The sequence below is a fragment of the Pseudomonas taeanensis MS-3 genome (assembly GCF_000498575.2).
GTDB classification, from domain to species: domain Bacteria; phylum Pseudomonadota; class Gammaproteobacteria; order Pseudomonadales; family Pseudomonadaceae; genus Aquipseudomonas; species Aquipseudomonas taeanensis.
This window is the reverse complement of the sequence record NZ_AWSQ01000002.1, coordinates 909,752-935,546: the sequence shown is the minus strand read 5'-3', so window position 1 is coordinate 935,546 and position 25,795 is coordinate 909,752. Positions and strand designations below refer to the sequence as shown.

The window sequence follows — 25,795 nt, the reverse complement described above, 5'->3', positions numbered from 1 at the left end:
GGAATTAAAAATGCGGTGCGGAGCCTAGCTCCACACCGCATCAGTTTATGCCCGACTCCGAGTTGGGAGCCTCACACCGCCAGGATAAAGTCTGCCTGGGTAATGGTGGTCGCATCGTTGATACCCACCAGGCGGATGCTATCCGCTCCGATAGTAACCAGGGTGTCCGCCCCGACATCGGCAATGGTTACATTGGCCGCGAAGTTAGCCGCGGTTACACCCAGTGCGGCGATATTGAGCAGATCCTGGCCTCCGACCGGGTTAGCGTCGAACTCCATGATCCGGTCATTGCCGAAGCCGGCTCCGAACACGAAGATATCGTTGCCGAGGCCACCGATTAAGGTGTCGTTGCCAGCGNNCGTTAAGCACATCGTTCCCTGCCGTGCCGACGATTAGATTAGTCACCACCGACGTCGCCACCGACGTCACGGTCTCCAGCGTGCCAAGGTCATCGGTGTAGCGGACCAATACCCGCAGCTGCTGCCCGGTCAGTGCCAGGGTCGGGGTGAAGGTCGCGGTGGTTGCGCCGACGATGTTACTGAAGACGCCACCGTTACCTGACTGCCACTGGAACGACAGCACAGGGTTAGCCGGACCGTCCGGATCGGTGAATGCTCTCGTTGCGGTCAGCAGTTGCCCCACGTTCGGGGTCGTGTCGCTGATCAGCATGGTGCCGACCGGCGCGTCGTTGACCGCAACCGCCGAAACCGCAGTAGTCGGGGTCGAGAACACGGTCTCGAGCACGCCGTGAGCATCCTGGTAGATGGCCTTGACCCGCAGTTGCAGCCCGGCAAGGTCGGCCGTTACCCGGTAGGTCGGCCCGGACATACGTGTCACCTGCCCCAGGACTATGACGGTGATGTCTTCGAAGACACCGGTGCCGCGGTCGACCTGCCAGAAATAACTCACCGGCCCAGTAACCCGACCGATACCGGGGTTGTCGGCGTCGGTCACACTCACCACATTGGCTGCCAGCAGGGAGCCGACTTCTGGCGTGCTGTCGTTGATCGTGGCCAAGCCCACGGGTTCGGCATTCAGGCCGTTGACCAGCACAACCGACTGGTCGTTGAACTGCAAGCGCTCGATACCGCGTAGCGTGTCAATGCCGTCCAGGCCGACATTGTCGGTGACCGTGTAGGTGCCGTTGGCATTTTCGTCAATCGTATAGTTCGCCAGCAGGCCAGTGAACATCGCGGTGTCGAAACTGAAACCACCATTGCCCGGTAGGATCTCCCGGACGATCTGCAACTGACCGGGGTTGAGGTTACCCGCGAGCATGTCCGTGACCAGTTCGGTCATGCTGTTGACGCTGCGGATTTCAGGCCCGGTTGGTAGGCCATTGGCGTCGACGCCAGCGCGCACACTGATGCGTACGTTGAGCCACTTGTCGCCATCGATCAGATCGTTGCCGCCGCGACCCTCGATAATGTCGCTGCCATCGCCGCCGAGGAGGATGTTGCCGCCGTCGAAGAAGGTCTGACCGGCCCCCAACATATTGTCGAGGAAGGCCTGCAGGCCATTGATCAAGCCAATATTGGTCAGCACGCTGCCGTAGGCACCGGCCGCGGCTAGCGTGGTCGAGGTGGAATTATCACCATGTAGAATGTCGCCGTGCGCCGAGCCTGACAGCCCCTCCATCAGTTGGAAGCGAGTCAGAATCGACCCAGCACCCCCCGGTACCGGTACTTGATCGAAGAGGATATTGTCCATATCCACCTCGACACCACCCAGCGCATTCTTGAAGGTGGCCCAGTCGTAACCAGAGCCACCAATGTAACGGTCACCCTCGCCAGCGCTGCCGACCATGATGTCGTCGCCGCCTTCGCCATTGAACTTGTCGGGACCGGCGTCGCCGATGAACACATCGTTACCGATCACGTTGTCCCTGCCGAATGGGTCGAAGTTGTCGCCTGGCGAGCCGTCGGCGGTGCCGCCCTCTAGCCAATCGTCGCCTTCGTTACCCATATCCTGTTCGTTGGCGCGGCTGCCGAGGATGAAGTCATTACCTCCACCGCCTGAGGCTTCTGATGCATCCTCGCCGGTGATGATGAAGTCCTGTCCAAAACCACCGAAGATCAGATTAAGGCCGGGGCCACCCTGAATCACATCGTTGCCATCGTCGCCGTGGATGATGTCATCACCGCCGATGTCAGTGATGATGTCGTCGCCGGCGCCGCCAAACAGGTTGTCATTACCAAAACCACCGTCGATCCGGTCATTGCCGCCGTCACCGTAGACCGTATCATCGTCACTGGAACCGGCGATCAGAATGTCATCGCCGGGCGTGCCGCCGAGCACCACAGTTGCTGCACCGGTATAACGCAGGTAGTTCGAATCGGGGCCAGGGGTCGCTGGATTATCGCGGATCACCAACGGGATAAGCGGGTTGCTGCCCAAGGGATCGGCATTGCCCAGACCCGCGTTGAACTGCTTGCTCTGGTCGACCTCAAGAATCAACTCAGGGGTCAAGAACACCAGTCCCGAGAGGTGAGTGGCATTGGTATTGGCCATGATTAACCTGGCGAACGAGTTGTTCTCCAGCTCGGTGCCGAAATTGAGCCCAGCGGTGCGGTTCAGGTAGTAGAAGCGGTCACCATCCTGCAACTTCTCGAGTTGGTTCTCGAACACGAAATTGAAGGTCGAGCCGAGCAGGCCACCGAACGGTTGCTGCTTCTCGGCCAAACCGCCAATCCAGAAGTCGATTGCATCGACACCGGTGGTGGTGACCCCCGCTACGTTGGCATAGATACCCGCGCTGTTGAGGAAGGCCATGCGGTCGGCATCATCGGCGGTGAAGGTGCGCTCAGTACCGCCCACCCCTCCCGCGTTGATCACCGCGCTGCCACCCATCACCAGAGCGGTCGCCACTGCGCGCATTTCGACCATTGTGTTCACATCAGCCGCCAGCAGCTCGGCATGGGTGCCGTAGGCGGCGATGAAGTTGATCACCGACTCGGCATGCTTGAGGTTCTGCAGCAGGTCGACCCAACTACTGTAAGGCTTCAGTTGGCTGTCGCCAGTCGCGGCGTAGAACTCTCGGCGCACGGCGTTGAACGATGGAATGCCGGTATCGCGACCACGAGCAATATTGATCGCGGCCAAGTCGAGCGGCAGACCGACCAGGTTGTTACGCAAGGCGTCGGTGACGAACTCGTCGATTTCGTTGCCGACCTGACGGGTCACGCCCCGCACGATGGCGCCAGCAGCCTCATCAGGGCTCAGTCCGTTCGGGGCAAACTCCAATGGGTTGAGGAAAGCCGCGATCAAGCCGATTTCGCTGGAGGCGAAGTTCGGATCGAGGCGATCGATGGTCTCGAGCAGCATCGAGTGCCCGAAGCGATACACCGTATGTGCAAACTCGGCGACGATCGAAGCATCAATTGCAGTGTCATACACCTGATTAGGCGCAAAGAACGGATCGATGAGTGGCGAAATCTTGCGCGCGAACTCCTCGAACACCAGGTGTTGGTATTGCATCTCGGTGCCAAACTTCGCCGCTTGGAACAGCCGCTCGCCATTCCATTGCAGGGCATCGATCTGCGCCTGGGTGGCCGGCAGTGAGACCGGCGCGGTGCCAGGCAGCAGCCACTCGGCGAGGAAGGTCAAATCATTCTGGGCGAGGACGGTTTCCTTGGTCTGATCGATCAGCCGGTTGTGCTCGGAGTGGAAGATGTGGTGCACGGTGGTCAGGCCGATGTTCTCGTTGACCCGGCCGTCGCCGGCGATGTAATGCGCGTCGAGCAGCTCATTGTCGTAGGTGCCCGGCTCGGACAACCCCACTACGCTGTCGCTATCCGGCATCAAGACACCTCCGGCACCGAACACCGGAACCGCGGCATGGGCAATGTCGACCAGAAACTCGTGGCCGGTGCGCACCGCATTGGTCAGGTCGATCGGGGCCAGCGGGTTGCCTTCCACCAGCACGTCATCGGCGGTCCCGGCAATGCCGTCGGCGCCCTTCATCACCACCTGCGGGAAGCCATTGGGCCCCTTGATGAAATTGCCGTAGAGATCCGTGGCGAGCAGCGGAATGTTGCCGACATCGGCATCGGTCAGGTTGATGCCGAGGATGTCGTGCGCCTGCGCCTTGACCACCTTCCAGGTGGCCATGCCGCCGATCACGCTATCGTCGGCGGTGCCGAACTGACCGTCGGCGCCCAAGTCGCGGTTGACGATCAACTTGCCGGTGGCGACCGGCGCACCGGCACCATTGAGCTCATAGGCGCGCAGGAACACCTGTTGCGAGGCATGCGAGCCGTAGGTCTGGTTCTGGTCGACGAATGGTGAGTCGGTGTTGCTCTGCTCGTGGATGTCGTCGGCGGTGCCGAGGATGCCGTCCGGACCCGGCAGGTTGGTGGCGCGGGTCAAGACCATGAAGTTGGTCGGACTGCCGGGGACGAACAGCGGATCGTCCGGTTGCAACGGGATGAACACCGTGCCGCTACCTCCTTTGGTCACCAGGTCCAGGCCGTGGTCGAAGAACTGGCCGAAGAAGGTCATCCACTGGTTGAACGGCGCGGTGAAGCCCGCATCTGGCGTCACATTGGGGATGAAGTTGACCAGAGTGTCGTCGGCGGTACCGAACACGCCATCCAGGCCGGGACTGACGACAATCTGCGAGCCGGGATTGGCTGCCGCCGCGGCGAGCGCCGCCGGATTATTGGCGCTCTGGTCGACGATCAGGTTGCTGATGGTCCGCGGCTGCGAGTCCTGTACGAGGCCACTGGTCTGGTTATATGAGGTAGGCGTTACACCATCGCCGCCCAAAGTGGGTGACAAGGGTTGCGCGTCTTTAAACACTGGATCGGTCAAGCGCGGGAACACCGTATCCGCTGCACCGAAGCCGCTTTGCTTGGCTACCAGGTTATTGAAGGAGCCATCAACAGTACGTAAGCCATACGGTACTTCGATGTTCGGCAGCAGGTTAAGCATGTCTTCGCCGGCTGCTTGCCGCTCCGAAATGCGGATCTGATCGAGAATGAAATCGAGGTCAGAGCGAATGAAATGCACGCCGACACCACCGCTAAAGACCTCAGTAACAACAGGCGCCGGTGCGGGCGGTAGAGTGGGCGCATCGATAACCGCCGCGGTCGGCGCCGAGAAGGCCTGCTCCAGTACGCCGTGACCATCGGTGTAGACCGCCCTGACGCGCAGCGCGAAACCGGTGAGGTCCGCTGTCACCTTGAAGGTAGGACCCGTTACGCTGAGGAAACCGCCGCCGAAGGCTGATTTGATGTCTTCATAGATACCGCTGCCCGGCACTGCCTCAAACTGCCAGACGTAGGAGATACCTCCGCTGATCGTCCCGCCCGGATTGCCAGCATTAATATTGTCGCCGTCACTGACGCCAGTCGCCGACACACGCAACAACTGCCCCTTGGCCGGGGTGTTGTCCACGGTATTAGTGGCGGCATCGAGGATGGTCAACTGCCCCACCGGCTCGGCGTTCAGGCCCGGAGTCAGCACCAGCGCCTGATCGTTGAACTGAATCCGTTCGATATTGCGCAGCGTGTCGACGCCGTCGCCATTGATCAGGGTGTCTGCAACGGTATAGGTGCCGTTGGCGTTTTGCGTGACGATGTACTCCGACATCAAACCGGTGTACACCGCCGTGTCGAACCCCCCGGATCCCGCGAGGAGTTCACGGACGATCACCAGTTGTCCGGGGCTGTAGGTGCCATCGAGCATAAGCGGAACCATCGGCTTCATGCTGGTATAGCTGGCAATTTCGGCCCCGCTACCGTCGATATTGGCCCGTACGCTGATGCGCACACTCAGCCACTTGTCACCGTCGATCAAGTCGTCGCCGCCACGACCTTCGATGATGTCGCTGCCATCGCCGCCCAACAGAATATTGCCTGCGCCGAACGAGGTTTGCCCGGCACCGAGCATGCTGTCGAGAAACGCCTGCATGCCGTCAATCAGGGCGATGTTGGTCATCACGCTGCCATAGGCACCGGCGGTGGCGATAAAGTTCGCGTCGGCATCGTCGCCAATCAGCACGTCATTGAACTTCGAGCCCGACAGCCCTTCGATCTGTTCGAAGCGATCCAGGACAGAAGCGTTCGACGCCGGCAGCGCCGGTACATTGACGAAGCGGAAATTCATGTCGGCAAACACGCCGGTGGTATCGCTCTGATAGGTGACCCAGTCGAAACCGGACATGCCGCCATTGCGATCCTCGCCCTGGCTGCCGACCATGATGTCGTCGCCACCCTCGCCGATGAATTCGTCGAAGCCACCGCCGCCGATAAACACGTCGTTACCGATGATCTGATCCCTGGCGAACGGGTCGAAATTGTCGCCGGGCGCACCGTCCTGGCTGCCAATCTCGATCCAGTCGTCGCCTTCATTACCGGCCATTTGCCCGTTGACCTTGGCGCCAAGGATGAAGTCATTGCCGGGGCCACCGAACACCTCGGAGATGTCTTCGCCGGTGACGATAAAGTCATTCCCGGTGCCACCGAAAATCAGGTTGAGACCGTTGCCAGCATGGATGACGTCGTTGCCTTCGTCGCCATGGATCACATCGTCGCCGCCAATATCGGTGATGATGTCGTCGCCGCTGCCGCCGCGCAGTATGTCGTTGCCGTAGCCACCCTCGAGGCGGTCATTGCCGGCGTCGCCATAGAGCGTGTCATCGTCGCTGTCGCCGGCGATCAGGATGTCATCGCCAGCCGTACCGCCGAGCACTACGGTAGCTGCGCCGGTGTAGTGCAGGTAATTCGAATCGGGCCCCGGTGTGTTGGGGTTGTCGCGAATCACCAGCGGTTTCATCGGGTTGCCGCTGAGCGGATCGGCATTAGCCGGCAGGTCATCGGCGGTGCCGACAATGCCATCTGGCCCGGCTATCACGCTCGGATTGAACTGTTTGCTCTGATCGACCTCAAGAATGAAATCCGGGGTCAGGAAGATGTTGCCCGGCAGATGCGTGGCGGTGGTGTTGAGCATCACCAGCTGAGCGAAGGAGTTGTTCTCCAACTCGGTGCCGAAATTGAGCCCCGCGGTACGCGACAGGTAATAGAAGCGGTCGCCGTTCTGCAAGGCTTCCAACTGAGACTCGAAGACGAAGTTGAAGGTCGAACCTAGCAGCCCGCCGAACGGCATCTGCTGCTCAGCCAGGCCGCCGATCCAGAAATCAACGGCGTTGAGACCGGTGATGGTCACGCCTCCTGGGCCGTTGGCCCAAGCCCCGGTGCTATTGAGGAAGTCGAGCCTATCCGCCGGCGCACCGGCGCCGCCGAGCACGATGGCCGTGGCGGCCGCACGCTTGCCGTCGAGTGTGGTTTCGGCAGTGATCGTCGAGTGGGTACCGTAGGCGGCGATGAAGTTGATCAACGACTCCGGGTGTTTGATGTGCATCACGAAGTCGGCCCAACTGATGTAGGGCTTCAGCTGGCTGTCCTGGGTCATCTCGAAGAAAGTGGCGCGCGCCGCGTTCAGTGATGGAATGCCAGTGTCACGACCGCGCGCGATGTTAATCGCGGCCAAGTCGAGTGGCAGACCAACCAGATTGTTACGCAAGGCCTCGGTGACAAACTCGTCGATCTCGTTACCGACCTGACGGGTCACGCCACGCACAATGGCGCCGGCAGCTTCGTCAGGACTCAGCCCGTTCGGATTAAACTCCAGCGGGTTGAGGAAGGCCGCGATCAGGCCTATTTCACTGGAGGCGAAATTCGGGTCGAGACGGTCGATGGTCTCGAGCAACATCGAGTGCCCGAAGCGATACACCGTATGCGCAAACTCGGCAACGATCGACGGATCGACCTGGGTGTCGTAGCCATTCGGCGCGAGGAAGATATCGATTTGTGGCGAGACAGTCCGGGCAAATTCCTCGAACACCAGGTGCTGATACTGCATTTCGGTGCCGAATTTTGCTGCTGCGAACAACCGCTCACCATTCCACTGCAGGGCATCGATCTCGGCCTGAGTCGTCGGCAGTGAAACCACTGGCGTCAGCAGCCACTGATTGAGAAAAGCCAGGTCATTCGACTCCAGCGCCACGCTTTTGCTCACCTCGACCAGTCGATTGTGCTCGGAGTGGAAGACGTGATGCACAGTAGTCAGGCCGATGTTCTCGTTGACCCGGCCATCGCCGGCGATGTAGTGCGCGTCAAGCAATTCGTTGTCGTAGAAACCTGCGGCTACCGGTCCACCGGCTACGTCGTCTGCATTCGGCGTGAGCATGTTACCGGCCTGATCCACTGGCACGGCGTTATGGGCGATGTCGATGAGGAACTGGTGACCCGTGCGCACGGCATTGGTCAGGTCGACTGGAGCCAGTGGATTGCCTTCAACCAGCGTGGTGCCATCGTCGGCATCACCGAGGATGCCGTTGGGCCCTGGGGTACGTATCACTACCTGTGCATAACCGTTCGGCCCTTTGATGAAGTTGCCGTATTGATCGGTAGCCAGCAGCGGCACGTTGTCGAAGTCGGCGTCGGTCAGGTTGATGCCGAGCAGATCACGGGCTTGCGCCTTGACCACCTTCCAGGTCGCCATGCCACCGATTTCCGTATCGTCGGCAGTGCCGAACTTGCCATCGGCACCCAGATCACGATTTGTAATCAGCTTGCCAGTGGCCACCGGCGCACCGGAACTGTTGAGTTGATAGGCGCGCAGAAATACCTGTTGCGAGGAATGCGAGCCGTAAGTCTGGTTCTGGTCGACAAAGGGCGAAGTGGTATTTTCCTGCTCGTGGATGTCGTCGGCGGTGCCGAGGATGCCGTCCGGCCCCGGCATATTGGTAGCCCGGGTGAGCACCATGAAGTTGGTCGGGCTGCCCGGTACGTAAAGCGGGTCATCCGGCTGCAACGGCATGAACACGGTGCCGCTGCCGCCCTTGGTCACCAGATCCAGACCGTGATCGAAGAACTGGCCGAAGAAGGTCATCCACTGGTTGAACGGCGCGGTCAGACCGAAGTCCGGCTTAATGTTCGGAATGAAGTTGACCAGGGTGTCGTCGGCAGTGCCGAAAACACCGTCCAAACCGGGGCTGACAACGACCTCGGAACCTGGATTGGCAGCCGCAGCCGCCACCGCCGCCGGGTTATTGGCAGTCTGGTCGACGATCAGGTTACTGATGATGCGCGGCTGCGAGTCGACCACCAGTCCGCTGGTCTGAGCGTAGGAGGTGCCCGCCTCCGCCGGGTTGAATACTGGCGTGGTCAGACGCGGAAAAATCGTGTCAGCCGCGCCGAAGCCGCTCTGCCCGGTCAAGAGGTTGTTGTAAGTCCCATCGATGGTGCGAAGGCCCCAGGGCACTTGTACGTTCGGCAGCAAATCGAGAAGATCGCCACCAGCGGCATGCGCTTCGGAAATGAGGATCTGCTGAAGAATGAACTCAAGATCGGATTTGATGAAGGTGGCCATGGCTATTACCTCAATGTTCAAGGCGCAGAAGCGCAAAAACAAAAAGCCACGGGCGTGCATCGACCTCGCAAAGGCGTGGCTCAGCGTTGCAATTCAGAAAGTGACGAGTGCCAGGAATAGGGCCAAACGCTCTCTACACCGATAGCCTGTGCTGATCAGCGCCCAACATGGTTTGGCTTTATCCCATCAACGCCGAAACAAGTTCGGCGTTGAGCCTCAGGCATAGGGTGGTCCACGGAGTTGTGGATCGAAGAAATGCCCTAGCAATGAAAGCTGTGCTTTCAGGTGACGCGAAACACTGTTCATTGTGTGTCTCTTCCGTCGGTGGCTGGCATAAGCCACTGCGCCCTCTCCTGCGCAATATGCTTCACCAGCAATCACTCACGCCTTGAATAAAGTACCGGCAGAAGGACCTGTCAATATATCAACCATTAAAAACAAGAAACTAATCTAGCAACTATAAGTTATTGATAAATAAATTTATTTTTTAATAAAAGAAAATAACGAATTTTTCACATTTTACTGACAAAAAATTCACGAATAACTAACGAAAATTTCACAAACACCCAACTAAATCCGACACTCTCACTACTTTCGGCAGGGTTAATAGCGCTGGAAGTCGATACGTCGACTTATTAGTGAAACAAGTGGGTCTGATTGATCGATTTGTACGCATAAGCGAGCCGACTCGAGTGGCCTTAACTCTATTTATGCCGAGCGCTAAACATCGGGGGATTGCCTAGGCTGATGAGTGACTTGTTATTCAGATGCCATTGCAGGTGGCTGCCTACAGTCCCGTAGGCTGAGTTAGACGCGTGCGCGGTTGCTCACTCAAACAGCCGTATCTGGCGCGGCGTAACCCGGTATTGGCTGCGCCAGTACCGACGCCGTGCTGGGTTACCCGGCGTTCGGAAAATGTAGTGCCTGAACCACGCTGGCATGCGCCGCTAACCCAGCCTTGTATCTCGACTATTGCTTCCCAAAGAGGCGATAGTCCCCGACTGATCATCGGGGGAGAGCCTGGAAGACGTACCCAGCCTCAGGCCACGAGCCTGTTTCGTAGATAGTGCTCCGGCCCTCCACACTCACTCGCAAAGTCCGAACGGTATCTAGGGCCTACCCTCGGTAAGAGCCCGCATTCACAAGGTTGGGCAGGGTGCAGTGATGATCGCTATCAATCGATGAAGGAGAGCTCATGTCCAGTATCGTTGGCATCGATATCGCCAAGCACAGCTTCGATATTGCCACCCTGCAAGCCAATGGCAAATTCCGCACCAAGAGCAAGTTGAGCAATGCGGCGGCGGGGTTTCAGACGCTCCAACAGTGGCTGAGCAAATACGCCGAGCCGAGCGCTTGGGTCGTGATGGAAGCCACCGGGGTCTACCACGAGGCCTTGGCGGAGTACCTGCACCAACTGGGTTACCGCGTGTGCGTCATGAATCCTGCGCAGATCGCCAGCTACGCCCAGAGCCAGTTACAGCGGGTCAAGACGGATCGAGTCGACGCCAAATTGATTGCCGACTATGGCCAGCGGCACCTGGACAAGCTGCGGGCCTGGCAACCCGAACCGCTGGCCGCGCGGCGGTTGCGAGCGCTGGTACGTCGACTGGAAGACCTCAAGGAGATCGAGCAGATGGAGCTCAATCGCCTAGAGGTTTCGGACGCCAGCGTTCAGAGCTCTATCCGCTCAGTGCTGCAGCATGTCCAGGAGCAGATTGCCGATACCCTGAAGGCGATCCAGGATCACATCGACAACGATCCGGACTTGCGCGCCAAACGCGATCTACTGGTCAGCATCGACGGTATCGGCGATAAGACGGCGGCCTTGCTACTGGCCGAGTTGGGCGACCCCTTGGGGTTCAAGAGTGATCGGGCGATCACCGCGTTTGCTGGGCTGAATCCGAAGCTGCAGGACTCCGGCAAACACAAAGGCCATGTGTCTATCTCTCGCATGGGCTCCGCCCGCCTGCGCTCCGGGCTGTACATGCCTGCGGTCGCGGCGATGATCCACAACCCGGCGATCAAAGCCCTGAAGGAGCGCCTGCAAGCCCGGGGAAAGGCCGGCAAGCAGATCGTCTGTGCGGCGATGCGCAAACTGCTTCACATCGCCTATGGGGTGCTCAAATCAGGTGAGCCATTTGATGTCAAAAAGGCCCTTGCCCGCTGAGGGGCAAGACGGTATCTACAAGGTGGCTGCGTTTGCCAACCAGTGCCTTGTTTGTACTGACGTCTGAGTTGGGGGGACAGTTGTTGCGGAGATCCATCAAGAACCCAGCGACGCCAAGCACCACAGGCACCTAGCGTCGCTGGCAAACACTTACTTGCCGCGCTGCGCGTCCACACTGTAGGCGCCAGCACCTTGCACGTAGAGCAGCAGGAAACCGCCCGCCAGAGCCACGTTCTTCATGAACATGATCATCTGCATTTGATCGCTCCAGTTCATATGAAAGATCACCGCCGACGCCACGCAGAACGCGGCAAGTGCCAATGCAACCCAGCGCGTCAAAAACCCGATAATCAGCGCCAGCCCCCCCCCAAGCTCCAACAAGATCACCAGGGGTAACAGTGCACCAGGCACACCCATGCTCTCCATGTAACCCTGCGTTCCGGCATAACCTGTGATCTTGCCCACTCCGGCCAACACAAACATATGGGCAAGCATCAGCCGCGCGATCAAGACGATTGCATTATTCATAGAACCTCCTGTTGAGAGAAAACTGCTTCATCCAGCGTTTAGCATTGAACTCACTCACCGAGTGGCCCCGAGGGGCGTCTGAGCGGGAAACCTGCAACTCGTGAAACATGCCCCAATACTGGCGGGATGCTTCCATTCGCGCTCTGGTTTGACCTTAGCAACGGCCAACAGGCCTCGCCACTTCAGGCCAGATTAGCTGTCATCTCAGCGGCGCCTCGGCACACCCCGCCGCAAGACGCGTTGTTGGGGCTTGCGGCCCATCGCGCGAACCCCGAAGCTAGGCCCATCAGCCACTGAATGGCGAGGACTGGCCTTGGACTGGCAAACACTGCTTAACCGCGAACGACTCGGTAAACCGGCGCACAGCGTCGACGAACTGGGCCGCACCCCGTTTCATAAAGATCACGACCGCATCATCTTTTCCGGCGCCTTTCGCCGCCTGGGACGCAAGACTCAGGTGCATCCGGTATCGAGCAACGACCATATCCACACGCGCCTGACCCACTCGCTGGAGGTCAGTTGTGTCGGCCGCTCGCTGGGCATGCGCGTCGGCGAGATGATTCGCGCGGACCTGCCCGACTGGTGTGAGCCCAGCGACCTGGGCATGGTCGTGCAATCGGCGTGTCTGGCCCATGACATCGGCAACCCGCCGTTTGGTCATTCGGGCGAGGATGCGATTCGCCACTGGTTTCAGCAGGCCGCCGGACGCGGCTGGCTGGATGCGATGAGCGATACCGAGCGCAATGACTTTCTCAGCTTCGAGGGCAATGCTCAGGGCTTTCGGGTGCTCACCCAGTTGGAATATCACCAGTTCGATGGCGGCACGCGGTTGACCTACGCGACCCTCGGCACCTACTTGAAATATCCCTGGACCGCCCGCCACGCCGAGGCGCTCGGCTACAAGAAGCACAAGTTCGGCTGCTACCAGAGTGAGCTGCCGCTGCTCGAGCAGATCGCCCACAAACTCGGCCTGCCGCAAATCGAAGAGCAGCGCTGGGCGCGCCATCCCCTGGTGTATCTGATGGAGGCGGCGGACGATATTTGCTATGGCCTGATCGACCTGGAAGACGGCCTGGAAATGGAGCTGCTCGACTACAGCGAAGTCGAATCCCTGCTGCTCGGCCTGGTCGGTGATGACCTGCCGGAAACCTATCGCCAACTCGGCCCGCAAGACTCCAAGCGGCGCAAGCTGGCGATCCTGCGCGGCAAGGCCATCGAACACCTGACCAACGCCGCCGCCCATGCCTTTGTCGAACAGCAAGACGCGCTGCTCGCCGGCACTCTGCAGGGCGACCTGGTCGAACACATGCATGGCCCGGCCAAGCGCTGCGTACAAAGCGCCAAAGCCATGGCCCGGGAGAAAATTTTCCAGGACAAACGTAAAACCCTGCATGAGATCGGCGCCTACACCACCCTGGAAATTCTCCTCAACGCCTTTTGCGGCGCGGCTCTGGAGCAACACGGCGGACGCACGCCATCGTTCAAGCACCGACGCATTCTTGACCTGCTCGGCAACAACGCGCCGGACCCGAGCTGGCCGTTGCACCACTCATTCCTGCGCATGATCGACTTCATCGCCGGCATGACCGACAGCTACGCTACTGAAATGGCACGTGAAATGACGGGGCGTTCGAGTCCGATGTAACGAATGAAGGGCTATGCACCCATGATCTGTAGCGCCGAGCCGCAGCTTTTGTAGGATGGGTTAGCCGCGAAGCGGCGTAACCCACCAGCGGGGCCGCGACGGACACGGCTCACAACAGTGCTACCTAGCAGCTGCGCGTTCAGCAGGGATGGTGGGTTACGTCTACGGCTAACCCACCCTACGAGGGGGCGGGCAAGGTGGTGCCCATAGCCATTTTTATCGCAGCATCAGTGATGCATAGCACAGTACGGATAGGCTCTAAGCGATGAAAAGTATCCTGCGACAAACCCTGACCTGGCATGCCGGTCCACTCGCCTGGGGACCGGCAATGGTGGCAGGTTTCGGCTGCGCCCTGCCCTTGCTGCTCGGCCTGTTCAGTGCCCACTCGGGTTTTTTGTGGGCCTCGGCCGGTGCGTTTCTAGCCGCTCAAGCCAACCCATTACACCGTTTCGGCATGCTGCGCATGTTGCTACTCATTGGCCTTGGCGCCTGCAGCGCCGGATTGGGCTTCTGGGCGGCAAACCAGCCGCTGATCAGCCTATGTCTGTTCGCTGCCTTCGGCTTCCTGCTGGCCTGGCTGCAACGCTTCGGCACCGAGTCCGCTAAGCTGGGCCTCGGCCTTGCAGTCTGTTTGTGCCTGGGCCAAGGCCAGCAGGGACTCGGCAATCTACATAACCCCTATGCAGTGGCGATGTTGTTCATCCTCGGCGGGCTCTGGGTAATGCTGTTGGCATTTGGCCTGCGAGGTATGCACGGCCTGCGCATGTGGCCGTACATGCCGCGCTTCATCAGCATCCTCAAAGTGTTGAAACGTCACGCCAAGCGTCTACAGCAGCGGCAGTGGCGCCTGCATGCGCTGGGCTGCACCCTGGCCTTTTCGCTTGCCGGTCTGATCGTCAACCTGACGGGACTGCAGCGTGGCTATTGGTTGACCTTGACCGTGGTCACCACATTGCAGCTGGAGTTTCAGGGCAGCCTGGTACGCGCCCTGCAATCGAGCCTGGCCAGCTTCGGCGCCGCTGGACTGTTGATCTTGTTCGGCCATAGCCTGCAAAACCCAGCGCTGCTGGTCGCCAGTCTACTGCCGTTGATCGCACTCAGTCGGGCGGTACAGGCCAATCACTATGGCCTGTTCGTGATGCAAACCACCCTGATCTTCGTCCTGCTCGCCGAAAGCCTGTCGCACGACTGGAATCTAGCCGAAGTACGCCTGCTCAATGCCCTGATAGGTGTAGTCCTGGTGTTGTTTGTTGCCCTGCTGATGCACGGCCTGCGCCAGTTGCTGGATAAGCGTGCGAAGCGCCGGACGGCCCTCCAGCGGTAGCCCTGAGCCAATAGGCATAGCGCAACCCGCTGGCGGCTTGGTGGTACAGACTAGTAACTCATCTATCCGAAATCGCTTTTTAGTCGGCAGCTTTGCCGTCCGTTCACTATGCTTCCTGGGACCACAGCGCAATCCATGGAGTGACGCGCTATGCCCATCAGCACTCGGCCCCGCACTCGCCGATTCCCACTCCACGTCCATATCAGCGTTCTGTTTACCTTACTGTTGCTGCTGACCGGTGTGGCGCTGGGGCTGTTTAACTACCAGCAGACCTCACAGATCATCTTTTCCAGCAGCGCCAAGCTGTTCGAACGCATCCAGCAGGATGTGCAGCGGGATATCGAGCATACCTACCAACCGATTCGTAACCTGCTCAGCTTGCTGAGCCACGGCGAGCGCATTCACGGTCTCGATCGCCATGAACGCATGCAGCTGCTCCCCCTGCTCGCCCAGGCCCTACGCGACAATCCCAAGCTCGCCTCGTTGTACCTCGGCTATGAGGACGGCGACTTCTTTATGGTTCGCCCGCTACGCAGCGAAGCGCTCAAGAAAGCCTTCGACGCGCCAGCCAATGCAGCATTCCAGGTATGGAGCATCAACCGTTTGGGCCAGGCACGCCCAGACTCCGAGTACCTGTTCTTCGACGACAACCTGCAGTTGCTCAGCTGGCGCCAGAACCTCAAGGAGTCTTACGACCCACGCGCTCGCCCCTGGTACAACAGCGCGCTGCTCAGCGACGAGCACTACACCACGGCCCCGTATGTATTTTTCTCCAGCAGAGAAGTGGGCACCACCATCGCGTTGCACAGCAATGACAAGACCGTACTGGGCGCCGACCTGACCCTGGTCGATCTTTCCGCCACCCTGGCGCAACACCAGGTCACCGCCAACAGCCAAGTCATCCTGTTCGACCCCGCGGGCAATGCCGTGGCCTATCCCGACAGCACGCGTCTGGTGCAGCACAACGACAGCCCTCATCAGGTCCCAGCGCGTGACCTCAGCCCGGCGCTGGACGCACTGCTGGCGGATGGCCTGGCCGGTCCACAGCAGCGGGTCATACAACTGCGCAAGAAGCGTTGGGTGACGTCGCTCAGCCACTTGCAGGAGGGCGGCCCCCAGGGTTTGTATCTGGCCTTACTGGTGCCGGAAGAAGAGCTGTTGGCTGACGCTTATCGCATCCGCTGGCAAAGCGCGCTAGTCACCCTGAGCATTCTGCTGCTGTGCCTGCCGCTGGGCTGGCTGGCCTCGCGCATCATCGTCAGGCCCCTGCGTGGACTGGTGCTGGAATCCGAGGCGATCCGCCGCTTCGACTTTAACTACCCCGCCAGCGGTCATTCACCGGTGCTGGAAGTCGACCAGCTGGCCGAGTCCATGACCCGGATGAAAGAGACCATCGCCAGCTTCCTGGAGATCGCCGCCAGTCTGTCGGCCGAAACCCGCTTCGATGCCCTGCTCAAACGGGTCCTGGAGGAAACCGTGGGCATCAGCCAGGCGCAAGGCGGCTTGATTTACCTGGTCGACGCCGAAAGCGGACGCTTGGCGCCACAGGCGCTGATCCTCAATGGCAAACAACACAGCCTTGCGCGGCACGGCATCTCCGCCTACGAAAAAGAGGGTCAGCCACTGCCCGACTGGCTGCAACAGCCGGCAAGCGGCGGCAAGAGCACGGTCACCACTATTGGTTTCGATCAGGCCGGTGAGTACCAGCGTCTGCTACAAGCCCTCGACTGTGCCCGCGTACATGTGATCTCGACCGGCCTGCACCATCGCCAAGGCGACACCGTTGGTGTGCTGGTATTGCTGCACTGCGACACGGGCGAAGAATCCGACCTGGTGATCCAACGCCCCGAACGCCTGGCCTTCATCGAGGCGGTCTCCGGCGTCGCCGCGTTGTGCATCGAAAGCCAGCGCTTGCTGGAGCGGCAGAAACGCCTGCTCGATGCCATCATCCAACTTGTCGCCGGTGCCATCGACGCCAAGAGTCCTTACACCGGCGGTCACTGCCAGCGTGTGCCGGAAATCACTCTGATGCTCGCTCACGCGGCGGCTGACAGTGACGAGCCAGCCTTTCACGACTACCAGCCCAGCGCCGAAGAATGGGAAGCCCTGCATATCGCCGCCTGGTTACATGATTGCGGCAAAGTCACCACCCCCGAATACGTAGTGGACAAGGCGACCAAGCTGGAGACCCTCTATGATCGTATTCATGAAGTGCGCACCCGTTTCGAGGTCCTCAAACGCGACGCCTGGATCGCCTACTGGCGTGGCTGCGCGCAAGGAGGCGCCGAGGAATCATTGGCCGCCCTGCGCGATGAATTGCTGACGACCCTGGATGAGGAGTTCGCCTTCGTCGCGCGCAGCAACCTGGGCGGCGAAACCATGGCTGACGCCGATCTGACGCGCCTGCAACAGATCGCCAAACGCACCTGGATGCGCACTCTGGATGACCGCCTCGGCGTGTCATGGGAAGAAGCCCAGCGCCAAGCCCGACAGCCAGCACCGAGCCTACCGGTCAGCGAACCGCTGCTGGCCGACCGCCCCGAACACCTGTTCGAACGCCCAGCTGCCGAGCTCATTCCCGAGAACAATCCCTGGGGCTTCAAGTTGCAGGTGCCGCAGCACAAGTTCAACCGCGGCGAGCTGTACAACCTGAGCATCAGCTACGGCACCCTGACAACCGAGGAACGCTACATCATCAACCACCACATCGTGCAGACCATCCTGATGCTCAGTCGCCTGCCCTTCCCCGAGCACTTGCGGCATGTCGCGGAGATCGCTGGCGGCCATCACGAGAAGATGGACGGCTCGGGCTATCCAAAAGGTCTGCGTCGCGAACAGATGAGCCTGCCGGCCAGGATGATGGCGATTGCCGATATCTTCGAGGCGCTGACAGCAGCGGACCGGCCCTACAAAAAAGGCAAACTGCTCTCCGAGTCACTCAACCTCATGGCGAACATGTGCAAAGGCGCGCACATCGACCCCGAGCTGTTTGCCTTGTTCGTGCGCGCGAAAATCTATCAACGTTACGCCGAACGTTTTATGCAGGCGCAGCAAATCGATGCAGTGGATGAACACAGCGTGCTGAAGAAAGCCGGACTGGTGGACTAGGTCTGCAGGATCTTATGGCGGGACGATAAAGAAGTGCAGGGTGATGCAGCGATAGCGGGGCTAAACAGCGGCAGGGCATGCGTTGCGCATGCCCTGCCGGCGGACATCAGGCCGGGTTGACCTGAGCTTCCGGGTACCAGACATCCATCAACGGGCTGACATTGAAGTCGACCAGCTCGCTGCGGCCCTTCAGCCAGGCCTCGACAGCAGCACGCTGCTCGTCGTTGACCGAGCCGCGCTTGGCCAGGCACACCAGGCCGTAGTCATCGCCACCGACATAACCCAGGCCGTTGGCCGTCATGGCGTCGCTGAGGAACTGATCGAGGAATGCATCAACGGCCTCGTCAGTCAGGTCCTCTTTAAAGTTCAGGTTCAGCTCAAAACCCAGCTCTTGGAATTCATCCACGCAGAGTTTTTTGCGCAGACGGCGGGAACGGTTGGTAGCCATGAAACAATCCTCAAGAGTGATAACGCGCGGCACTTTAGCAGTTTAGCGCTCGACATGCCCGACTCTCTGTTAGCTGAGCCATCAGCGGCCAATAAATAACTAGCGCACGCTGGTCGTAGAGCCGCCCTGGCGCCTTGGCCTTCGGGCATAATGCGCAACAATCTGCCAAACCGCTGTGGGACTTTGCGCCTAAGCCGCGTGTCCTTTTCAGCCCTCGCCTGGAGGGTACCTGCCCCATGATCAAAACCCTGCGCCAACTGGCTATTGCCGGCTTGCTACTGCCGCTCGCCCTGCCCCTCAACGCCGCCGTCGACAGCAGTTTGCCCAGCAAAGTGCAGCAGGCGCTGAAAGCCAACAAGATCAACTCCAGGTCGCTGTCATTGGTTACCCTGCCGCTCAACGGCCCGGGCAACAGCACCTTTTTCAATGCCGATATTTCAGTCAACCCGGCTTCGACCATGAAGCTGGTGACCACTTATGCCGCACTGGAACTGCTCGGCCCTACTTACCAGTGGAAAACCGAGTTTTACACCGACGGCACACTGAAAGGCGACGTACTACACGGCAACCTGTTCCTCAAAGGGGGCGGTGACCCCAAGCTGAACATGGAGAAGCTCTGGTTGCTGCTGCGTGACCTGCGCGCCAATGGCGTACGCCAGGTGACGGGCGACCTGATTCTCGACCGCAGCCATTTCAACCAGCCCGAACTGCCTACCTTCAATGATGACGGCGGTGACTCCAACAAACCTTTCCTGGTCACCCCCGACGCCCTACTGGTCAATCTCAAGGCCCTGCGCTTTATCGCGCGCAACGAGGCGGGCACCGTGCACATCGCCGCCGAACCACCGATTGCCAATATTCGCATCGACAACCGAGTCACATCACTGAAAGCCGGCAAATGTCCGGGTTGGCCGGACGTGCGTTACAACCCGGTGAAACAGTTCGACGGCACCACGGTGATCGTCACCGGCAAGCTGGCGGCGGGCTGCAGCGCGCAGACTTACCTGTCGCTGCTCGATCACCCGAGCTATGCCGCCGGCACTGTCAGGGCAATCTGGCAGGAGCTGGGGGGCAGCATCCTCGGCAAGGACCGCATGGCCGAAGTCCCGAAGAACGCCCGCCTGCTCGCCCGCGCCTTCTCCCCGGACCTGGTGGAGATCATCCGCGACATCAATAAATACAGTAACAACACCATGGCTCGACAGTTGTTCCTGAGCCTCGGCGCGCGCTTTCGCAACGAAGCCGACGGCGACGATGCCAAGGCCGCACAGCGGGTGATCCGCGCTTGGTTGGCGCGCAAAGGCATCACCGCCTCACAACTGGTGATGGAGAACGGCTCGGGTTTGTCCCGCGCCGAGCGTCTCAGCGCCCGGGAGATGGCGAAGATCCTGCAACTGGCCTGGAAAGGCCCCTATGCAGCCGAATTCATCAGCTCCCTGCCACTGGTGGCGATGGACGGTACCATGCGCAAACGCCTGCAGCGCACCGCCCTGGTCGGCGAGGCGCACATCAAAACCGGTACGCTGAACAATGTGCGCGCCATCGCCGGTTTCAGCCGCGACAGCAATGGCAATAGCTGGGCCGTGGTGGCGATTCTCAACGATCCCAAGCCCTGGGGCGCCTCATCGATTCTCGACCAGGTACTAATCGACCTGTATCGCCAGCCCAAAACCCGCTAACGAACGTGTAGGAGCGACCTTGGCGGCGATGAGCTACAGACTCAATCGCGGCCAAGGCCGCTCCTACACAAACCAGATCAGCCGCGCGAGGTCAGTCGCCAGGCCCGATGGATTTTCGGGTTGCGGGCGAAATCCGGATCCAGGGTCGAAGCGCTGATCTCCTCCACCGCATAACGCGTCGCCAGCCCCTCATCGAGCAGGAACTTGCGGAAGTTGTTGGAGAAGTACAGCACGCCGCCCGGGGCCAGGCGCGCCATGGCCAAGTCGAGCAATTGCACGTGGTCGCGCTGCACGTCGAACACGCCCTCCATACGCTTGGAGTTCGAGAACGTCGGCGGGTCGATGAAGATCAACTCGTACTCGCCGCGATCTTCCGCCAGCCAGGTCATCACATCGCCCTGCTCCAGCTTGTTCTTGTCGGAGAAGCCATTGAGCGACAGGTTGCGTCGCGCCCAGTCCAGATAGGTCTTCGACAGATCGACACTGGTGGTACTGCGCGCCCCGCCCTTGGCCGCATGCACAGTCGCGGTAGCGGTATAGCAATACAGATTGAGGAAGCGCTTACCGGCGGCCTCACGCTGGATACGCAAACGCAACGGTCGGTGATCGAGGAACAACCCGGTGTCGAGGTAATCGGTGAGGTTGACCAGCAGCTTGGCGCCGCCCTCGTTCACCTCCATGAATTGCCCCTGAGTGGCCTGGCGCTGGTATTGCTTGGTGCCTGCCTGGCGCTCGCGGCGCTTGATGATCACCTTGCTCTTGTCGACATTCAGCGCCTGCGGGATCGCCGCCAGAGCATCGAACAAGCGCGCCTGGGCCTTTTCCGGGTCGATTGACTTGGGCGCAGCGTACTCCTGCACGTGTACCCAGTCTTCATAGAGATCGATCGCCAGGGCGTACTCCGGCATATCGGCGTCATACAGCCGGTAGCACTCAACGCCCTCGCGCCGCGCCCACTTGCCCAACTGCTTGAGGTTCTTCTGCAGGCGGTTGGCGAACATCTGCCCACCTTCGCTCAGGCGCGCCTGCTCGACGACTGGGGCCGGCGCCGGCGCCGGCTTGAGCGGATTGCCGTTCTTATTGTACTGACGCTCTTGCGGCTCCAGCGGCGCCTTGGCGGCTTCAGCCTGCTCGCGCTCACGCTCGCGTTGCTCCGGCGTACGGCGCTCGCCGGTGACGAACTGCTCCGGCTGCACCTTGATCAGCAACAACTTGCACGGCAAGGCGCCGTTCCAGAAGGCGTACTGTTTGTGGCTGCGAATGCCCATGCGCTTGCCCAGATCGGGCGCGCCGGTGAACACCGCCGCCTCCCAACCCATACAGGCCTGGCGCAGACGTTCGCCGAGGTTCTGGTAGAGGTACAGCAGGCTGGCCTCATCGCCAAGCCGCTCGCCATAAGGTGGATTGCAGATCACCAGGCCTTTCTGGTTCTGATCCGGGCGCGGTTCGAAGGTCGCCACTTCACCCTGGTACACCTTGATCCAGTGGCTCAGCCCGGCGCGATCGATGTTGTTGCGCGCCGGCTGAATCAGCCGCGGGTCGGCTTCATAGCCACGAATCCATAACGGCGGCTTGGCCAGGCCTTCGGCCTCGCGCTGCTTGGCCTCGGCATGCAGTTTTTTCCACAGGGCCGGCACATGACCCAGCCAGTTACTGAAGCCCCACTGCTCGCGGGTGAGGTTCGGCGCGATGTCAGCAGCGATCATCGCCGCCTCCACCAGAAAGGTGCCCACACCGCACATGGGGTCGGCCAGCGCGCCACCTTCGGCGGCAATACGTGGCCAGCCGGCGCGAATCAGCACTGCCGCAGCGAGGTTTTCCTTGAGCGGCGCAGCGCCTTGCTGCAGGCGATAGCCACGCTGATGCAGGCTGTGCCCGGAGAGGTCCAGTGACAGAATCGCCTCGCCGCGATCCAGGCGCAGGTGAATGCGCAGATCCGGGTTGAGCTTGTCAATCGACGGACGCGTACCATCGGCCTGGCGCAGCTTGTCGACGATTGCGTCCTTGACTTTCAGCGCACCGAAATGGGTGTTGTCGATGCCCGAGCCATGACCACTGAACTCCACTGCCAGGCTACCGGCAGGCTGCAGATGTTCAAACCAGTCCACTTCCAGCACGCCTTCATAGAGCGTTTCGGCGTCCTGTACCGAGAAGCGCTTGAGCACCAGCAACACGCGGTTGGCCAGACGCGACCACAGACACAGCCGGTAGGCAGTCTCCATCGTGGCCATGCCGCGGATGGCGGAAGTATGTTCGCGCGCCTCCTCGAGCCCCAGGTTGCTGGCTTCCTCGAGCAGCAAGCCTTCCAGGCCTTTGGGGCAAGTGAGAAAGAGTTCGTAACGATCCGACATGGGAATATCCAGTGCCTAAGGCAATAAGCGGCGTGAAGAGCAATCAACACAGCCAAAATAAGTGACAAAAAGTCGCAGCGCGACCCTTCGTCGGAATAAACAATACTCACAATCGCGAGTTATTCGCGATGGCATAACACCAGCACACACAGCGCAAACGCCCATGACGTCAGTGCCCGTCTGCAAAAGCGGTGCATTTCCTGACCCGCCTTATGGCCACACCCTCAAAAGCATTGCGCCTTTATGACAAAACGATCATTCACAGGCACTCAAGCATTCGATAGAAATCTACCTAGGCCGTCGCCGCAAGGGCGAGGGCACAGGAGGTTCGCGACGCCGGCAGCGAACACCGATGGCAGATACTTTCTGCCTGACCTCGCCACGAGGTCTAAGGGACATAACAGTCAACAAGTGAGGGCAACACCCTATGAGAAGACTTAAGCGTGACCCGTTAGACAAAGCTTTTTTGCGCGGCTATCAATACGGCATCAGTGGTAAATCCCGCGAAATGTGTCCTTTCACTCTTCCGTCCGTTCGCCAAGCCTGGTTAAACGGCTGGCGCGAAGGTCGCGGTGACAACTGGGACGGCATGACCGGCACCGCCGGTATCCATCGACTCAACGAACTTCACGCTGTCGGCTGAACAAGGAACCTACTGACTTCACCATGCGGTCCCATCCGGGCCGCGGGCGCAAGCCCAAGGGCTCCCTCAGGGAGCCCTTTTTATTGCCCTCATGCCTTACGCGGCAGCCCGGCAATCGCATCCACCGCTTCGCGGATCAACGCCGGCCCCTTATAAATAAACCCTGAATAAATCTGCACCAGACTGGCGCCCGCGGCGATCTTCTCTGCAGCGTGCCTGCCTTCGGTGATGCCGCCTACGGCAATGATCGGCATGCGCCCAGCCAGCTCACTGGCCAGCACCTGGACTATATGCGTGCTCTGGTCGCGCACCGGCGCACCGGACAGACCGCCCGCCTCATCGCCAAACTCCAGCCCTTTGACCCCTTCACGGCCCAGCGTGGTGTTGGTAGCAATCACTGCGTCCATCCCGGCTTCGAGCAATGCGGCGGCGACTTGCCGAGTTTCCTCGTCGCTCATGTCCGGGGCTATCTTGATCGCCAGCGGTACCCGCTTGCCATGTTGCTGAGTCAAAGACTCCTGACGCTGGCGCAAGGCTTCGAGCAGCTGCTTGAGCGAGTCACCAAACTGCAGGCTGCGCAAGCCCGGGGTGTTCGGCGAGCTGACGTTGACCGTGACGTAACTGGCGTGGGCATAAACCTTGTCCAGACCTAGCAGGTAGTCGTCCACTGCTCGCTCGACCGGGGTATCGAAGTTCTTGCCGATATTGATACCCAGTACGCCGTTGAACTTCGCTGCCTGTACCCGTGCCAGCAGATGATCGACACCGTGATTATTGAAACCCATGCGATTGATGATCGCCTCGGCCTCTGGCAGACGAAACAGGCGTGGCTTGGGGTTGCCCGGCTGCGGGCGGGGCGTCACGGTGCCGATTTCGACAAAGCCAAACCCCAACTGGGCGAAGCCATCAATGGCATCGCCATTCTTGTCCAGGCCGGCTGCCAATCCGACCGGGTTGGCAAACTCCAGGCCCATGACCTTGACCGGCAAGCTGGCCGGCGCTTTGTTCAGCCAAGCATTAAGGCCCAGCCGACCGCCGGCGCCGATCAGGTCGATAGACAGTTCGTGAGAGGTCTCCGGGGAGAGTTTGAACAGCAGCTCGCGGGCCAGGGTATACATGGGCAGGCTTAGCTCGATAAGGGTGAAGTCGGGAAGCCAGCGATTATAGCCGTCCAGGCGCCCTGCACGCGAGGCGCCCTGGCACTTCAGTTCAAACGCCGCAGGTTCACTAATTCGCCAGCCGCGCTAAACTCCAACTCAAAGGCGCCGTAAACGCCTTCATGGGTCAAAAACGGCCGAACGTGATGAGCGGGCAGACTGACCCGACGACCGTCACGGCTGTGCAGCAGAATGCGGTTGGCGCGGCCTTGATAGACTGCACGCAAACGCTCGGCAGATAACGCAATATCCAGTACCAGACTGGGCATGGAGGCACCTTCACAAATGAGTGCGGCAATCTTGCCACAAGCGGCGCACAGCCCCCGTAATAAACCTGTCGTATTGTCCGGCATAGGCTGTGCAAGGTGCGCAAGGCACTGTCACACTGGCGTAGATGATCCTGGAGTTCGTATCCGGCCATGAGTCTGTCCGAGCAACCCGCTACCCTCAGTTCACGCCTTGCCGGCCTGGCCCAACGCCTGGGTCTGATCGGTCGTGTGCCACGCCAGATACTGGAGCGCGCCAGCACCCTTCGCCTGCCATTCGCCCCGCTGCCGGCACGCCGCGATAGCATCTGCTGGCTGGATGGCCCACAGCTACATCGCCTGGTCGAACTACCGCGTGACGCGCTCTCCGGCCCGGTTCAGGAAGACAAGGCCCAAGCCCGTGCAGTGCTGATGCGGATCGTCGAGGTGCATGAGCAGCAGCTGGCATCGTTCGACCTGCGTCGGGTCGATGGGTTGTCCAGCAACGAACCCGACCAAGCCCACTTTTCCTGTTTCGAGGATTACGCAGCCAGCGAAGGCTGCCGTCACGTGCGCATCATCAGCTACAAAGACTTCGTCAAAACCATCAGCCTGGCCCTGCCGCGGTTTCTCGCTGGCGATCCGATCGAATTACGTCAAGCCTGCTGGCATGGCGAGCGGGTGTTCTGGGCTGGCGAGCATCACAGCGAAGCCTTCGCCTGTGCCGTAGCCTATGCCCGCCGGCGCGAGCTGGAAGTCGCCCTACCCGCCCAGTTATCCCACTACCGTCTGAGCGTCAACGGCCTGACGGAATTGCAACGCTGCTATCACGTCCTGGCCATGCCCGGCGCCGCTTGGAGCGACCCGGCGTTTATGAGCCTGCTGCTGGATAACGGCCTGCCTTACGCACGCCTGTCGCTGCTACGCACCCCAGGCGCTGCGGAGTTCCTCCTGCTGCCCAAACACTCAGCCGAGGCCACCGCCCTGGGTGAAGGCCTGCGCCTGGCCGGGGCAGCTGATGTGGTAGCGTACATGAAGACTCTCGCGGCGCAGAACGCGGCTGAAACCCATCAGCGCTAAAGACATGAGACCTGCCAGGCGAACAGGGCTTTGCGTTTCGACTCG

Annotated in this window: 12 protein-coding genes and 1 pseudogene; 7 read left to right on the top strand and 6 right to left on the bottom strand. The window is 60.2% G+C overall.

Translation table 11 applies throughout. The annotated features are described in order from the left end of the window. Nucleotides 1-71: 71 nt before the first annotated feature. Nucleotides 72-9,375: pseudogene (locus TMS3_RS12345) on the bottom strand (peroxidase family protein). Nucleotides 9,376-10,570: 1,195 nt separating this feature from the next. Here TMS3_RS12345 and TMS3_RS12340 point away from each other — a divergent pair. After that, on the top strand, nucleotides 10,571-11,542 hold the full coding sequence (locus tag TMS3_RS12340; protein WP_025165588.1) for an IS110 family RNA-guided transposase: 972 nt from the start codon (nucleotides 10,571-10,573) through the stop codon (nucleotides 11,540-11,542). A gap of 150 nt (nucleotides 11,543-11,692) precedes the next feature. Here the strand turns inward: TMS3_RS12340 and TMS3_RS12335 are convergent, their stop codons facing one another. Beyond that, entirely contained in the window at nucleotides 11,693-12,070 is a 378-nt protein-coding gene (locus tag TMS3_RS12335; protein WP_025165587.1) for a DoxX family protein, read from the bottom strand. Between the two features lie 313 nt (nucleotides 12,071-12,383). Between TMS3_RS12335 and TMS3_RS12330 the strand changes: the two genes are divergently transcribed. The 3 genes from TMS3_RS12330 to TMS3_RS12320 all read left to right on the top strand — a co-directional run bounded on the left by TMS3_RS12330 (nucleotide 12,384) and on the right by TMS3_RS12320 (nucleotide 18,147). Beyond that, nucleotides 12,384-13,715 (top strand): deoxyguanosinetriphosphate triphosphohydrolase, encoded by a 1,332-nt coding sequence (locus TMS3_RS12330; protein WP_025165586.1) that lies wholly within the window; start codon nucleotides 12,384-12,386, stop codon nucleotides 13,713-13,715. Nucleotides 13,716-13,980: 265 nt separating this feature from the next. Beyond that, complete coding sequence (locus TMS3_RS12325; RefSeq protein ID WP_025165585.1) at nucleotides 13,981-15,039, top strand: FUSC family protein; 1,059 nt, start codon at nucleotides 13,981-13,983, stop codon at nucleotides 15,037-15,039. A 150-nt stretch (nucleotides 15,040-15,189) separates the two neighbouring features. Next, nucleotides 15,190-18,147 carry an HD domain-containing phosphohydrolase gene (locus tag TMS3_RS12320; RefSeq protein WP_025165584.1) on the top strand — a complete coding sequence of 986 codons (2,958 nt, stop codon included), beginning with the start codon at nucleotides 15,190-15,192 and terminating at the stop codon, nucleotides 18,145-18,147. A 106-nt stretch (nucleotides 18,148-18,253) separates the two neighbouring features. Here the strand turns inward: TMS3_RS12320 and TMS3_RS12315 are convergent, their stop codons facing one another. Continuing rightward, the gene (locus TMS3_RS12315; protein ID WP_025165583.1) at nucleotides 18,254-18,595 is read right to left on the bottom strand and encodes a YggL family protein; all 342 of its coding nucleotides are present in this window, start codon (nucleotides 18,593-18,595) and stop codon (nucleotides 18,254-18,256) included. Nucleotides 18,596-18,831: 236 nt separating this feature from the next. Here TMS3_RS12315 and dacB point away from each other — a divergent pair, with 236 nt between their 5' ends. Further along, a complete protein-coding gene (gene dacB, locus TMS3_RS12310; protein WP_025165582.1) occupies nucleotides 18,832-20,274 on the top strand; it encodes a D-alanyl-D-alanine carboxypeptidase/D-alanyl-D-alanine endopeptidase in 1,443 nt (480 codons plus the stop codon). A gap of 77 nt (nucleotides 20,275-20,351) precedes the next feature. Here dacB and rlmKL read toward each other — a convergent pair whose 3' ends face one another. Next, nucleotides 20,352-22,625 (bottom strand): bifunctional 23S rRNA (guanine(2069)-N(7))-methyltransferase RlmK/23S rRNA (guanine(2445)-N(2))-methyltransferase RlmL, encoded by a 2,274-nt coding sequence (gene rlmKL, locus TMS3_RS12305; RefSeq protein WP_025165581.1) that lies wholly within the window; start codon nucleotides 22,623-22,625, stop codon nucleotides 20,352-20,354. A 427-nt stretch (nucleotides 22,626-23,052) separates the two neighbouring features. Between rlmKL and rmf the strand changes: the two genes are divergently transcribed. Further along, nucleotides 23,053-23,268 carry a ribosome modulation factor gene (rmf, locus tag TMS3_RS24635; protein WP_083491746.1) on the top strand — a complete coding sequence of 72 codons (216 nt, stop codon included), beginning with the start codon at nucleotides 23,053-23,055 and terminating at the stop codon, nucleotides 23,266-23,268. A gap of 89 nt (nucleotides 23,269-23,357) precedes the next feature. Here the strand turns inward: rmf and TMS3_RS12300 are convergent, their stop codons facing one another. Both TMS3_RS12300 and TMS3_RS12295 read right to left on the bottom strand, forming a co-directional pair. Beyond that, entirely contained in the window at nucleotides 23,358-24,386 is a 1,029-nt protein-coding gene (locus TMS3_RS12300; protein ID WP_025165580.1) for a quinone-dependent dihydroorotate dehydrogenase, read from the bottom strand. An 86-nt stretch (nucleotides 24,387-24,472) separates the two neighbouring features. Then, a complete protein-coding gene (locus TMS3_RS12295) occupies nucleotides 24,473-24,694 on the bottom strand; it encodes a DUF2835 domain-containing protein (protein WP_025165579.1) in 222 nt (73 codons plus the stop codon). Nucleotides 24,695-24,844: 150 nt separating this feature from the next. On the opposite strand from TMS3_RS12295, the gene TMS3_RS12290 reads away from it, so the two are divergent. Then, on the top strand, nucleotides 24,845-25,750 hold the full coding sequence (locus TMS3_RS12290) for a DUF6685 family protein (RefSeq protein ID WP_025165578.1): 906 nt from the start codon (nucleotides 24,845-24,847) through the stop codon (nucleotides 25,748-25,750). Nucleotides 25,751-25,795 lie beyond the last annotated feature (45 nt).